Below are 14,883 nucleotides of genomic sequence, written 5' to 3'. Positions count from 1 at the left end.
AGTAGGGGCTATCATCAATTCGCCATTTTGACCAGGATAGTAGAGTGGTCAACAGACCCTAATAACTGTGGTGGAAAATCTAATGACAGAAATAACTGAAAAACGAGCTCATTTTATAAGACAACTGATTACTGATGAACTGGCGAGTGGCAAACATAAGTCTGTAGTGACTCGTTTCCCTCCTGAGCCAAATGGGTATTTGCATGTAGGTCATGCTAAGTCTATATGCTTGAATTTTGGTTTGGCGCAGGAGTTTAACGGTATTTGTTATTTACGTTTCGATGACACCAACCCCATTAAAGAGGAAGAAGAGTACGTCAATGCGATTATTGAAGACGTGCGCTGGCTCGGTTTTGAATGGTATGCAATGACGCATTCTTCAGACTATTACCATGAGCTTTATGAGTTTGCAGTATTATTAATTAAAAAGGACTTGGCCTATGTTGATAGCTTAAACATGGATGAAATTCGGGCTTATCGAGGAACTTTACAAGAGCCTGGACGCGAAAGTCCTTACAGAAATAGACCAATAGAAGAAAGTTTGGATTTATTTACGCGTATGAAAGCAGGGGAGTTTCCTGATGGTACTCATGTGTTAAGAGCAAAAATTGATATGCAATCAGGTAACTTAAATATGCGTGATCCTGTGATCTATCGTATTCGACATGCACATCATCAACGTACTGGAGATGAATGGTGTATTTATCCTATGTATGATTATGCTCATCCTATTTCTGATGCGCTAGAAAAAATCACGCATTCTTTATGTACATTGGAGTTTCAAGACCACCGCCCACTTTATGATTGGTGTGTTGATAATTTACCGTTACCTGCAAAGCCGATACAAACTGAGTTTGCTCGCTTAAATTTGTCGCACACAGTCACTTCAAAGCGCAAATTACGTACCTTGGTTGAAAAGAAGGCTGTTTCCGGATGGGATGATCCACGTATGCCTACAATCAGAGGGATGCGTAAACGTGGTTATCCTGCTGCTGCAATTCGTCAATTTTGTGAAGTAATAGGAATATCACGTAGTGATTCAGTAATTGATATGTCCTTGTTAGAGGAATGTGTTCGTGCTGAATTAAACAGAACAGCGAAGCGTGCTTTGTGTGTTATGGATCCTATAAAAGTAGTTATAGAGAATTATCCTGAGGGTAAAGTAGAAATGCTAAAGTCTGCGTACAATCAGCAAGATCCAGATGCAGGCATAAGGGAACTACCTTTTTCTCGAGAGGTCTTTATTGAGCGTTCAGACTTTATGGAAGAGCCACCTAAAAAATACTTCCGGCTATCTCCTGGTTCTGAGGTACGCTTACGTCATGCCTATGTGATTAAATGTCATGGGGTTGTTCATGATGAACAGGGCAATATCATAGAATTACGTTGTACCTATGATGAAAAAACCTTAGGAAAAAATCCGGAAGATAGAAAGGTAAAAGGGGTTATTCATTGGGTGTCATGTGCACATGCTTATCCTGTAACTGTACTGGAGTATGACCGTCTATTTAACGATCCTAATCCTGGTCGAGAAGAGGATTTCTTTCAATTTTTAAATCATGATTCATTGAAAATAAAACAAGCCTATTGCGAGCCTGCTTTAGCAAATCAGCAATTAGGAGAAGTATTTCAGTTTGAGCGTTTAGGATACTATTGTGTTAATGAATCAAAAGAAGGTCGTGTTTGTGCATTTCATCGTGTCGTTGATTTGAAAGATACTTGGGCAAAATAATAGAGTCTGTTGACAAATCAAGAGCGAGTCAAAATGACGATTTAGAGCCCTAAAAATCCAGGTCACCCTCAGAATATCGAGGGATGAGGTAGCAGTAGTTACCCTGGGATTTGGGCCAAGATTGTAGGTTTGTCAATAGAATCTGAATGAAGGGGCTGATATGTTGCATTTATATAATTCTTTAACCAGAACTAAAGAACCATTTGTTTCCATTTCTCCCGGAAAAATTGGCCTCTATGTTTGTGGTATTACCGTATATGATCGTTGCCATATAGGCCATGCCCGCTCAATGGTTTCTTTTGATGTCATTGTTCGATACCTCCGCTCTCAAGGCTATGACGTTAAATACGTACGTAATATTACAGATATTGACGATAAAATTATTGCGCGCGCGCATGAACGTGCCATACCAATCGATGAGTTGACCGCTCAGTATATTGCGGCAATGAATGAGGACACACAAGCGCTAAAGATTTTGCCTCCCGATGTAGAGCCACGTGCCACAGAACATATCGCGAGTATTATTCAATTAATTGGACGATTACTTGAGAAGGGAAGCGCCTATCTTAGTGAGAATGGCGATGTATGCTATCAAGTTGATTCGTTTGCTGACTACGGTAAATTATCCCACAAAGATCTTGAGGGATTAGTTGCGGGAGCACGAGTAGAAATTGTTAAGGAAAAACGTTCCCCATTAGATTTCGTTTTATGGAAAAAGGCAAAACAGGGTGAACCAAGTTGGCCCTCACCATGGGGTGAAGGACGTCCAGGTTGGCATATTGAATGTTCTGCTATGGCTATGAGTGAATTAGGTGAGCAATTTGATATTCATGGGGGAGGGTTGGATTTACAATTCCCGCATCATGAAAATGAAATCGCACAAAGTGAAGCGGCTACTGAAAAGCCTTTTGCAAACTATTGGCTGCATGTAGGGATGCTACAGGTTAATAATGAAAAGATGTCCAAATCATTAGGTAATTTTTTTACGATAGCTGATGTTTTAGCCAAACATCATCCAGAGGTTGTTCGCTATTTCCTTTTAAGTAGCCATTATCGCAGCCCATTAAATTATTCCGAAGAAAATTTAGTCAATGCTAAGAAAGCCTTAACACGCTTATACCAGACAATAAAAGACACTCACAGCATCGCTGATGGTGAATTAGATAATCATTGGGTCAATGAGTTTAATCAAGCGATGAACGATGATTTTAATACGCCTGTCGCCCTCTCTGTTCTATTTCAACTTAGCCATGAAGTAAATAAAAGTCGTTCACCTAATTTGGCTATTACATTGAAGCATTTAGCAGGGGTTATGGGGTTATTACAAGAAGACCCTGCATCTTTTTTACAATCTGGGTTTGCTGAAGAAGACAAGACTGAAATTGAACAATTAATTGTAGAGCGACTTCAAGCTCGTGCTGATCGAAATTGGGGTCGTGCTGATCAAATAAGAGCAGACTTGTTAAGTCGAGGAATTGAGTTGGAAGATGGACCACATGGGACCACTTGGCGTAGGATGGAATAAGTAGGTTTTAAATGATACTTCTCATACGAAGCCTGGGTTAGCGCAGCTTAACCCAAGCTACAGTTCTTTTATGGAATACCTTCATCTAAAAATAATTGCTTGTCTTTGCTTGCTTGAGTCCGGCTTCCTCTAGTACGTAATAAAAAAATAACAATTAAAAGAAATAATAAAAAAAGAACCATCCAGCCCATGAGATAAAAACAATCATCTAACGCCAAAGCAGTGGCTTGTCGAGTAAGATAAGCATTTAATTGAGCAGAAGCGTGTTTTCCTTGAAAATGGAATAATTTTGCTCGTTCAAAAAAGAGTTGTGTTTCATGGGAAAAAGCAGTCAAACGACTTCCCAAGCGAAGATGAAAAAAAACTTCCCGTCTGTGCCATAAAATAGAAAATAAAGCCACTCCTAATCCACTTCCAAGTAATCTTGAGATGTGGAAGAAACTTATAGTTTCAGCACGCTTTGTCTCAGGAAAGGCGTTTACTGTCAATTGAAAGAGTGGTGATAAAAACAATGCAAGTCCTATACCGGCCAATACTCGCGAAAAAGCTATCCGCCTAAAATCAATTTCCACATTGAAATAAGTGGTATAGAAGCAGGAAATGGCAAAAAATAGTAAGGTGATGAATAATGGAAAAAATGGGTTATATTGCTTCTTGTTGATGAGTACAGGGATCCACCCACAAAATGCCATAGTTCCAATGATTAGCGCGATCCAATCAGGAGTATAATTAACATAAAGCTTCAACCATAATGACAATAAGATCACCATTCCAAAATAAAGTGCAAAAAATAAAATGATATAGATCATAGCAAGTGAAAAATAAAAATTCTTAAGCAATTTTAAGTCAATGACGGGATGTTGCGCTGAGCAACTCCGTAAAATAAAAAATATAAAGCTGATGAAACCAGAAACAAGTAAAAAAGTGATAAAAGGGGAGCGAAACCAATCTAACTCCTGGCCCGTTGTTAAAGCGCTTAAAATAAAAACCATGCTGATGCAGTAATAAAAATATCCGAGCGTGTCAAAATAGGTTTTTTTTACTGGTTCATGATATTTTCTATAGCCATAACCAACATATACAATAAAAAAAAGGCAAATCGGTATGTTCGAATAAAAAAGAAAACGCCAATCGTAGATGTATGCAATCCAGGCGCCATATGAAGCACCAAGTACTGGAATTATTGACAGACAAATCAACACTAAGGAAACGATAAAGACATTATCTTTATTCGTTGAAAGTAAGGGAATGAGTGTATAGGTAATAAGAAGAAACATTGGTCCTGAAGCAAATCCTTCTAAAAACCTAAATAGGATAAAAGAAAAAAAATCAGTAGCGGTAGCGCATTCCCATGAGAATAAAGCGGTAAGACTAAGACATACCACATAAAGTTGAATGGGGCTTAAGCGAGTCACAGCGGGTTTGCCTAACGGCACCCCGAGTAAGTTGCCAATACAAAAGAAACTGACAGTATAAGATGTCATATAGAGACTACCGCCCAGATCACTGACAATATAGAGACCCGCCATTATAGGTAAAGTCAGATTTAAAATTACCGCAGCCAATGATAAGAGTAAGATATAGAGAATCATCATTACTTTCCATTTAAGACAACTTGATTGAGCATCAGCGGAGCATTGGCGTATTTCTGAAGATTAGGATCTAAATTACTCTGAATAATATGCGCGATAAGATGCTCATTGCCTATTTCTTCTTTTTGGAAAATATCAGTGACGTATTGAGGCGAACCAGCAGTGGACGTGGGTACCAATGGTCCATCCTGATTCGACAGATTTGCGGTAACCTCAAGGGAAAGACCGATTCGTAATGGAAATTTTTTTAATTCGTCTTGATTTAAAGCAACACGAACAGGCAGTCTTTGTACGATTTTAATCCAATTTCCAGAGAGATTCTCAGGAGGTAATAGTGAAAAAGCATTACCCGCGCCTCCTGGTAAACCAACAATTGTTCCGTGGTATACAACACTCGATCCATAAAGATCAGAAGTAAAAGTAACGTTTTGACCGATACGCATTTTTTTGAGTTGTGTCTCCTTAAAGTTGGCATTGACCCATACTTGATCCAAAGGAATAATGGCCATGAGGGGTTCTTTGGGTGAAATCCACATACCCACTTGAATCGTTCTTTGTGCTACAAGTCCATCTACTGGGGCATAAATTTTACATCGATAGAGTTGAACCCAGGCATTACGTACCTCTTGTGCAGCGGCTTGAACCCAAGGATGTTCGGCAATGGAGGTTCCCTGTACAAAAGCGAGCGCTTTTTGGTAATTGTTTTTAGCTCTTTTTAATGCAGCAGTCGCGGCTTTAAGATCATCTTGTGCGTTTTGATAATCTTCTAAAGAAATCGCTTTGGCGCCAATGACATCATAACGATGTTTGAGGTTTTGCTGGCTTTTTAAGAGTTCAGCATTTCTCACTTCAATTTCTGCGGCTAATATAAATACATCATGAAATGCTTGGCATACATCTCGTACAGTTTTGGCAAGTTTCTTTTTTGCTTTTTCTAGAGCAATCAGAGAATCTGTTTCATTTAATGAAACAAGAAGTTGTCCTTTTTTTACCAGAAAACTATCATCTGTATGAATGCCTGTGACAAATCCTGGTTTTAATGATTTGATGTAAACCTGATTTCCTTGTACATAAGCATCATTGGTATAGGCTTGGATTCTCCATACAAAAAGCCAATACAAAAAAAGGAAAATAAATAGAACTAGGACCATGATTGTAAAATAAAAAGAAGGCGACTTTTTTTTCATGAGTTTTTCACCAAGGGTATGGTATTTTGATAGTAACCTCCTCCCAAAGCTTTGGTTAATTTGATCGAGGCTAGGTATTGGTTATAAAGTAAAGCCACATCAACCAGTCTTTTTTGAATCACATCTTCTTGTAACAAATAAACATCAAGTACACTATCTAAACCTTTTTTCTGACGTAAATAACTTAATTCATAACGTTGTTTTGCATAATCAACCACTTGATTTTGTTCCTTTTTTTGTTGATAAATGTCTTCAGCAAATGCGAGTACATCAAGAACTTCTTGAGTACTGTACAGAAGTAAATTATTGTATGCAGCAATTGCTGCATCAAATTGCGCTTTATTTGCTTTGATATTTGCCTGTATGGCACCTGCAGTGAAAATAGGTAAATCAAGCGCGGGTCTAAGCGCTGCTGTGCCACTTGATATATCCAAAAATTTTCTCCAACTGGTACTTTCAAGGCCAACAAGGCCAATTAGGTTTACATTAGGATAATATTCTGCCATGGCTGCCCCGGTTTTATAGGCTAAGGCTTTGGCTCGCCAAATTTGCGCTATGAGATCCGGTCTGCGGGCTAAGAAATCTAATGGCAATATTGGAGGAATTTTTAGAGTTTGGGGTAATTTGGGAAGCGCTGAATCAATCGATAGGGGATTATCCGGACCACGTCCTGCTAGGGTATTAATTAAATGTTTGTTAGCAGAAAGTTCATCATTAATGCTTGATAGTAATTTTCGGGCTTCAAGCAATTGTTCTGAAGTTTCTAATGCAGGTATTTTTGAAGAAAGCCCTTTTTGTACTAATAATTTTTGTAATGTTGCAATTTTTTGGCGTACATTGATTAACTGCGTGAATAATTTTTTTCTTATAAGATTAGTTTTATATGCAAAAAAAGCTTGAGCGATTGCAGTACTGGTTATTAATTCAACGTCTGCTGCTTCCGCTTCTTGAGCCTTTGCTTCTCCTAGCGCTGCGCGGAAAAGATTTCGGTTTTTTCCCCAAAAATCAAAATCATAATTAAATGAAAGTGATAGATCTAAAAGTGTCGCATTTAAAGGAAATCGATGATTGAATGCGCGATATAATCCGTTTTGACTTATATATTGGCGGTTTTCATCTGCATCAAAAAATATTAAAGGAAATAATAGAGATCGCGTAACCCTGGCTTGCTGCTTTGCAACCGCAACTCGGCTCTTGACCTCTTGAATTGAAGGATTGTTCATTAACGCTTCTGTAATCAAAGTATTCAATTCAGGCGTATTATAAGCCAACCACCATTGTCTATTAGGCCATTTTCCTTTGGAAAAAATAGCTTTTTTTTGCAGGTTTTTTTTAATGGAATGTTCCATATTTGGAACGGGTTTTATATTTTTAATTTGGCTTTGTTGCGGTAGCGAGATAGTGCAGGATGCTAATGAGCATAAACTAAAACCAATAAATCCTTTGAACCAAAGCCGCATAAGAAGTCCCTGTTTATTTGGCAGCACATCTTAAATATTTAAAAACAGCTCCATTAAGCTGTTCCTAGTATTGAAGCCATCTGTATCTTATATAGTAACCATTAGTATTTGATTTTCATAGGAGTTTTCTATTGATAACTAGGAAACAAATTTTTTCAGTTTATGTTATCTTATTTTTCCAAAAGTGTATCAACTAACTTTGCGTTGTTACCCGAAGAATTTCGGCAAGGGAGGTGTCTCCGATGAGCACACGCTTAAATCCATCATCACGAATATTGGGAGTAGTCGGACGTAGGTAATTTTCCATCGTTTGTAAATTTTCATTGCGGTGGATCATTCCCCTTAAGGTCTCATCAACAGGTATCAATTCATAAATCCCAGTTCTCCCTTTATAGCCTAAGTGATTGCAGAAGTCACAGCCTTTAGGTTCAAAAACGTTTGAAGTATCTGCGTCAGGTGCTAGTCCCATAAGTTCTTTTTCATCATCTCTTAATTGATGTGGTGTCTTACATTGGTGACATAATTTTCTGACCAGTCGTTGCGCGATAAGTCCAACAATACTTGATGAGAGGAGAAAGGACTCGACACCCATATCGCGTAAACGAGTTAATGCACCTAAAGCACTGTTTGTATGTAAGGTTGAAAGTACTAAGTGTCCTGTCAGACTTGCCTGAACTGCAATTTCAGCCGTTTCCAAATCACGAATTTCGCCGATCATGACCACATCTGGATCTTGTCTGAGAATCGCTCTTAAACCTTTAGCAAAGGTCATTTGTACTTTAGTATTAACCTGAGTTTGCCCAATTCCTTCAAGATCATATTCTATGGGATCCTCAATGGTTAGAATATTACGTGAGACCTCATTTAACTCCGTCAACATGGCATATAAAGAAGTAGTCTTTCCTGAACCAGTCGGTCCAGTAACTAAAATAATGCCATGAGGCTCAGCGATCATTCGTCGCATGGCTTTTACGGTTGGTTCAGGCATACCTAACAGATTCAAATCCAATTGGGCCGCTTGTTTATCCAGAATTCTTAAAACAACACGTTCACCATGGTTAGAGGGAAGGGTGGAAACCCGAACGTCAATATTATGTCCACCAATACGTAGTGAAATACGACCATCTTGTGGAATACGTTTTTCGGCGATATCCAGTTTGGCCATAACTTTAACTCTAGAAATCACTAAAGGTGCTATGGCACGTTGAATTTCTAAAACCTCATGTAACACACCGTCAATTCGATTACGTACTAATACGCGATCTTCATAAGTTTCGATATGAATATCAGAGGCCTTTTGTTTTATTGCTTGAGTAAATAATGCATTCAATAAGCGAATTATTGGTGCATCATCTTGATTTTCCAATAAATCTTCACTTACTGGTAGTTGGCTTGCCAGTAACGAAAGATCCATATCATCCTCCATACCGCCGGCCGCTTCTAATATGGATGATTTTGATTGATAGACATGCGCTAAATGTTGTTGAAAAGCAGATTCATCGACTTGTTTTAAAGTAAATTCACATTGTAATAATCGTTTTATTTCAGCAAGTGCTTGCAAAGGGGTATTTGGTAAATAATAAACAAGGACATGGTTATCACTCATTTCACTGGCAACAACAATCCCATGGTTTTTTGCAAAACTGTATGGGATTTTCAGTGATTTATCTTCATGTTCCATAGTTTATTTCGTTGCTAATAAAGGTGGACGATTAAACGGTTTAGGTAATTCTGCCTGTTTTAAAGCAGGCATTACCGTAGCATTATTACTTTGTACAAATGCATCTTGTGATCTGACCCAATCGAGTTCGTATTGACGTACATTATTATACTTTTCACTGGTCATATGCATACTATCTCGTTCATTACGTAAAATAATGGGTTTAATAAAGACCATCAGCACACGTTTTTCGCGTGAATTTATATTACGTCTGAAAATACGACCTACACCGGGTATATCGCCTAATACGGGGATACGGTTATCATCATTACCCAGACTGTCTTGGGTCAAACCTCCTAAAACAACGATGTCTCCACTATCAACATGAACTGAAGTAACTATGCTACTAATTCTAAATGTTGGAGTAGTTGTATTCGGAGCAACAACCGGCGGATCCAGAGTGTCATTTCCTTGATCGATTTGCATTTGAATACCTTCGCCACGCGTAATTTGGGGTCTGACATAAAGATGTAATGCAACGTTAACCCGATCAAAAGTAGTAAATGGTACGCCATTATTTGTTGTACCCCCCGCATTGGCGGGCTGGGTGGTGGATGCAATCGAAACCTGTTTACCTACCAAAATTTTAGCTTGTCGATTATCAAGAACTACTACTGAAGGCGTTGATAAAATGTTGGCTTTATTTTCCCTTGCCAAGGCGTATATTTGAGCCTGAAAATCATCAAGTCGGGTTTTACTATTAATTATAGCAAATCCAGGTCTAAAGCTACCTGGTTTTCCTGTTTGTTGCTGGCTACCCCATTCTATACCTAAGTCATTGACGTCCTCTTGATTTATTTCGGCGACTAATGCCTCAATAAGAATTTGCGCAGGTTTAATATCCAGTTGGCTAATTACCTTTTTCAGAATTCGTATCACAGATGCTGGTGCATTAAGAATGATGGAATTGGTATTGGGCTCTGCAATAATTTGTACTGATGGTTTTGTAGTACCCTCATTCTGTGATGTTGTTGATGAGGTGTTTCCGGTAGCCCCAGGTGATGTTAATGGGGAAGCACCTGTTGGAAATGGAGAGTTAGAACCAGGGCTTTGATTAGAACCACTATTACTCACAAGATTGGAGGCAGGATTAGTACTGTCTAAAGCAGGTCGAGTGACAGTACCAATAGTTGTCCCAACATTACCGCTGAAATTTGCTTGAGCAATACCGGCAAGAATTGGCACCAGGTCCTCTGCTCGGAGATAGTTCAGATAGACGACTTGAGTATTGGAGTTAAGCCCTGCAGAGCTTTCCTTATCCAGCTTTAAGATTAACATCCTAATGCGGATTCTATCTGTTTTTGAACCACTGATTAATAGAGAGTTGGAACGATCATCAGCGGCTACAGTTAATTGAGTGCGTGCTGCTCCCATACTGGGTTGGGTTTTTACTAAATCTTTTAGAGTGGCTGCAATGTCCATTGCTAAAGAATGTTGTAAATGAACCATGTCGATGCCATTAGCAGACGAGTTATCTACTTGTTTGATGATGTCTGCAAGACTATGAATGTTGTTCGCTCTTCCTGACAGGATGAGCATGTTTGAGGGGGCATATGCAGAGATACTGCTCCATTGTGGCATTAACGGACGCAAAACAGGCACTAATTGCTCTGCCGGAACATAATGAACGGGAACAACCGCGACCATCATGTCATCGCCACGCGGTGGATGTCTCAGTTCATCCAGAAGATCAGGTGATTGAGTTTTCGCATCAATATTAGGAATAATTTTAACGATTGCACCACTGGGTATGGCGGCATAGCCGGACACTTGTAAAACTGAAAGGAAAACCTGATAAAGTTCATTATTATTCATTGGTGTTGACGACACAATCGATATTTTTCCTTGAACTCGAGGATCTATCACAAAATTTTTCCCAGTAACCCGTGATACTTCGGCGATAACCGCTCGAATATCCGCATTTCTTAAATTCCATATTTGGCCATTCTGAGGGAGTGTTTGTGTTTGCTCAGCTGCGCTCTCATTTTCAGATTGATTCGTTTGTATTGGAGAGGGAACTTGATTGTTATTTTGTTGATTTTTTTTGGCACTGAGCTGTAGGGATATTTTATTCTGTAACTCACGCGCTGTAAGATAATCGCTAATAGGACCTATCTGCACAAGATAAAGTTTTTTATCGGATAGGTTCTTAATTTCTACATGTTCACTAACAAGTGCAGACAATTCCTTTTCACGCTGTTTAGCATCTTTTTCTAAATTAAACGCTCCTGCTTGCAGGTAAAAAGTAGTATTCCCGTTCTTCGTTGTAGTGGAAATATTAATTTCGTTTGCGTGAGTTAACGCAGAGCAAATAAATATTAAAATTATAATTACTATCGAGCGCATTGAAAAACCGCAAAATCATAAGTAAATAACATAATAACTAAATTTATAAACTTACCATAGCTTTTTTGGCGAGTAACGGAAGGTATTTTGAAGCAATTTTCTATTTTGCTTTAAGATTATCTTAATTGTTAATAAATTAATGAAATACGGTGAGTTACTCTTTTATTTTGCTCTGGGATAAATAAAATTGGATTAAATACCTTATTAGTCCCGGAGCATATGACGCTATCCGGGACCTCATTTTTGCTAGGGATTGTAATGTGTATGAGTGTGTGAATCATGGTGCTGGTGTTGATGATGGTGATGCTGATGTTGTTGTGGGTGTTGGTAGGGATGATGTACATGGTGATGAGTAGCGAAGAAACCATTAGGGTGGTTTGCGTGTACGGGATTTGTAACAATTACTGTAGTTTGTGGTGGTTGTGTTGTGGATGGGTGATTGTGTTGGTGTGCGTTTTGCTGATGCCCGTGCGTTCTTGAATTATTCATATTTTTTCATCCTAATTAAATAAAGAATTAATGACGCCTAAGATGATAATGAACACTAAATTGTACATTTTAAATATCATCTTAACGCATTATATGCAGAGAGTTTGGTAAATGTATATGTTTTTCAAACAATTCAAATTTTAAATAGTATCACAGCATTAACCTGATTTAGGGCATTGCCTTCTACCCTAATTTTGCAGAAGGCTCTATCCTATTCTTGGGAAGGATTAAGGACAATAAATCGTGTCTATCACTTCTACGAGATCTGCATTGCTCTGATCCTTTAAATCAAAATTACCATGGAGTTCTTCTCCTGATGAACTGATGTAATGTCGTTCAAAAAATCGTGATAATGCAGCGTTTTGTCTCCGAAGTACGAGAGCTGCAGGCATTTCATCAGAATCCGGTAATTGCTCTAACGGATTTTCTGATAAGTCAGCTTCATTTGTTTTTTCTCCGGTAATGAATAAGGTTCTTGTTTTTCTATCGAAAAATTTAGTCATGCGAATCTCCAGGTGAGTGAGTTGGTGATTACATACAACAATTCAGTTGAGCTGATATGGCAGAGCAAGCTCAATAGAGTCTGTTTACAATTCTACTGTCTTGGACAATCCAGGAATTATAAGCAGGCCCTAAACTTTTCTACACGAACGAGACTGTCCCGTCAACATCCTTAGTTGAATAGGTTTTATTATGTAACGTGTTAGTGCTATGAATACAGTATTTCAATTGGACAATACCGCAGCCAATATTCTTTGTCTCTAAAAGTTCCAGTTCGACATCCTCTTTCAGTGGACCAAATAATGATCGACCCGAACCAAGTAAAACAGGAATCAATGTAATTGTTAATTCATCAATGAGATGCTCCGCAATGAATTTTTGAATCGTGATTCCTCCATCAATATAAAGATGTTTCATTCCTTGTTTTGCTAAGCGTTGAACGAGGGCAGTGGGAGATTCAGACGATGAAGAAACGTAATTTTGTAGATGCTTAGGAATATTTACTCCCTTACTACTCATGACTATTACTGGGAGTGTTCCATATGGCCATTCATCAAATGATAATACTTGTTCAAAAGAATGCCGGCCCATGATCAATCCATCAACTGACGCAATAAAGGATTTATAACCACCATCCTCACCTTCGGGTACAAGAGAATTAACTTTCATGAGCCAATCAATAGATCCATCATGGCGCGAGATAAATCCATCAACACTGGTAGCAATAAATACAGAACATTTTATGGACATAACAAAAATATCCTTGTGATTATTTTTGCAAAACATACAGGAAAATGAATTCCACCTGTTTTAACTAACCAGGAAGAATATTATAAATACAATACTCAATATAAACAGTAAAAAATTAATTTTTTGTCGGGTTAATAGTTTTAACAGCGTATAAAGAATTATCCCTCCACCAATTCCATCTGCAATCGATGCAGTAAAGGGAATCATCATAATTGTAACCATACAGGGCGCAGTTTCACTAACATCCTGTAATTTCATATCAGTGAGGTGTTTCATCATACAACACGCTACATAAAGAAGCGCAGGACCTACAGCAAAATTAGGGATCATTCGCGCTAAAGGAGAGAAAAAGAGCATGAGGATAAAGCCGATTGCTATGACGATTGCTGTGATACCACCACGTCCGCCTGCTTCAATACCTGCCGCAGATTCAATATAGGGAGACGTACTCGCTGAGCCCAGTAACCCTGCCACAGCAGAAGCGGCTGCATCCACTGTTAAACAGTTACTGAGACGTTTCGCATAATTTTTTTGTTGTTTGAATACAGACGGATTCAATAAACCGATTAATGTGCCTGTTGCATCAAATACAGCAATTAAAAAAAAGGTGAATGTGGCTTTTATGGCGAGCACCGTATTGAGGCCGGAAAAATCAAGCTTTAAAAAAGTAGCCTGCATGGAAGGGGGCATGGAAATTAAACCTTGCCAGGTAGATAAGCCCATTAACAAACTTAAAGCAGTAATACTCAGTATTCCGAGGATAATAGCCCCAGGTATTTGAAAAAAATCCAGAATCAGTATCAGAAGAAAACCTAAGAAAAATAATCCGGTTTCAGGGCGATTGATTTCACCAAGACGCATTAAATTATGATTGTCCGCGATTATAATTTGATTATTTTCTAAAGTTATTAGCGCAATTAACAGACTTATCCCTATCAAGATAGCAATTTGTAAATTGTAGGGAATGGCTTCAATTAAAAGACGTCGCAGACTGGTGAGCGACATTAAAAAAAATAAAACGCCCGAGAGAAACACAATTGCCAAGGCTTGTTCCCAGGGTATGCCCATTCCTTGTACTACTGTATAGGAAAAAAAGATATTTAAAGCCATACCAGGGGCAATGCCGATGGGCGTATTGGCAAATATGCCGGCAAGAAGACAAGCAAAGGCAGTAATAAGGCATGTCGCTGTAAATACGGCTCCCTGATCCATTCCAGCATCATGAAGAATGCTTGGGTTAATGAACGCAATGTAAACCATTGTTAAAAAAGTGGTGATCCCCGCAAGGACTTCAGTTCTCAGGGTAGTGTCTTTCAGAAAATAGGATTTTAACCGTTCCATAATGTTTTATTCTTCTATTTTAAAATTAAATTTAAAGAATTGGGTACCATTTGTTTCTTATTAAACATAACAAAAATTCAATCTAAAGTATCTATGATTAGTTGATAATTTATAAGTATGAGGTTAATGAATAAATGTAAATTACCTATGTGAATACAATAATATTAATTGCTGCTCACGTAGGGATTTATTAATAATTTTTGTTTTTGATTCATACTACAAAGCCACTTTGAAGTCGTT

The 14,883-nt window shown here is 38.3% G+C and carries 11 protein-coding genes; 2 read left to right on the top strand and 9 right to left on the bottom strand.

The window, feature by feature from the left end:
- The first annotated feature begins 82 nt into the window (after window positions 1-82).
- Both OQJ26_RS02760 and cysS read left to right on the top strand, forming a co-directional pair.
- Window positions 83-1,732, top strand: coding sequence for a glutamine--tRNA ligase/YqeY domain fusion protein (locus OQJ26_RS02760; protein ID WP_265702382.1), 1,650 nt, complete (start codon window positions 83-85; stop codon window positions 1,730-1,732).
- Window positions 1,733-1,892: 160 nt separating this feature from the next.
- A complete protein-coding gene (gene cysS / locus OQJ26_RS02755; RefSeq protein ID WP_265702381.1) occupies window positions 1,893-3,257 on the top strand; it encodes a cysteine--tRNA ligase in 1,365 nt (454 codons plus the stop codon).
- 68 nt (window positions 3,258-3,325) lie between these two features.
- Here the strand turns inward: cysS and OQJ26_RS02750 are convergent, their stop codons facing one another.
- The 9 genes from OQJ26_RS02750 to OQJ26_RS02710 form a co-directional block, all read right to left on the bottom strand.
- Window positions 3,326-4,852, bottom strand: a complete 1,527-nt coding sequence (locus OQJ26_RS02750; RefSeq protein WP_265702379.1) for an MFS transporter — start codon at window positions 4,850-4,852, stop codon at window positions 3,326-3,328.
- The gene (locus OQJ26_RS02745) at window positions 4,852-6,036 is read right to left on the bottom strand and encodes an efflux RND transporter periplasmic adaptor subunit (RefSeq protein ID WP_265702378.1); all 1,185 of its coding nucleotides are present in this window, start codon (window positions 6,034-6,036) and stop codon (window positions 4,852-4,854) included. Before OQJ26_RS02745 ends, OQJ26_RS02750 begins: the two co-directional genes overlap by 1 nt.
- The gene (locus OQJ26_RS02740) at window positions 6,033-7,496 is read right to left on the bottom strand and encodes an efflux transporter outer membrane subunit (RefSeq protein WP_265702377.1); all 1,464 of its coding nucleotides are present in this window, start codon (window positions 7,494-7,496) and stop codon (window positions 6,033-6,035) included. The genes OQJ26_RS02745 and OQJ26_RS02740 overlap by 4 nt, the downstream gene beginning before the upstream one ends.
- A gap of 193 nt (window positions 7,497-7,689) precedes the next feature.
- The gene (gene lspE, locus OQJ26_RS02735; RefSeq protein WP_265702376.1) at window positions 7,690-9,177 is read right to left on the bottom strand and encodes a GspE family T2SS ATPase variant LspE; all 1,488 of its coding nucleotides are present in this window, start codon (window positions 9,175-9,177) and stop codon (window positions 7,690-7,692) included.
- 3 nt (window positions 9,178-9,180) lie between these two features.
- On the bottom strand, window positions 9,181-11,562 hold the full coding sequence (gene lspD, locus OQJ26_RS02730; protein ID WP_265702375.1) for a GspD family T2SS secretin variant LspD: 2,382 nt from the start codon (window positions 11,560-11,562) through the stop codon (window positions 9,181-9,183).
- Between the two features lie 246 nt (window positions 11,563-11,808).
- Complete coding sequence (locus OQJ26_RS02725) at window positions 11,809-12,051, bottom strand: hypothetical protein (protein ID WP_265702374.1); 243 nt, start codon at window positions 12,049-12,051, stop codon at window positions 11,809-11,811.
- Window positions 12,052-12,278: 227 nt separating this feature from the next.
- Window positions 12,279-12,554: a hypothetical protein gene (locus OQJ26_RS02720; protein WP_265702373.1), complete on the bottom strand. Its 276-nt coding sequence runs from the start codon at window positions 12,552-12,554 to the stop codon at window positions 12,279-12,281.
- A 139-nt stretch (window positions 12,555-12,693) separates the two neighbouring features.
- Entirely contained in the window at window positions 12,694-13,302 is a 609-nt protein-coding gene (locus tag OQJ26_RS02715; protein ID WP_265702372.1) for a dihydrofolate reductase family protein, read from the bottom strand.
- Window positions 13,303-13,362: 60 nt separating this feature from the next.
- Complete coding sequence (locus tag OQJ26_RS02710; RefSeq protein WP_265702371.1) at window positions 13,363-14,643, bottom strand: NCS2 family permease; 1,281 nt, start codon at window positions 14,641-14,643, stop codon at window positions 13,363-13,365.
- Window positions 14,644-14,883: the final 240 nt, after the last annotated feature.

The sequence above is a fragment of the Legionella sheltonii genome (genome assembly GCF_026191355.1).
In the GTDB taxonomy this organism is placed as follows: Bacteria; Pseudomonadota; Gammaproteobacteria; order Legionellales; family Legionellaceae; genus Legionella; species Legionella sheltonii.
This window is presented reverse-complemented; position numbering and strand designations above follow the sequence as displayed.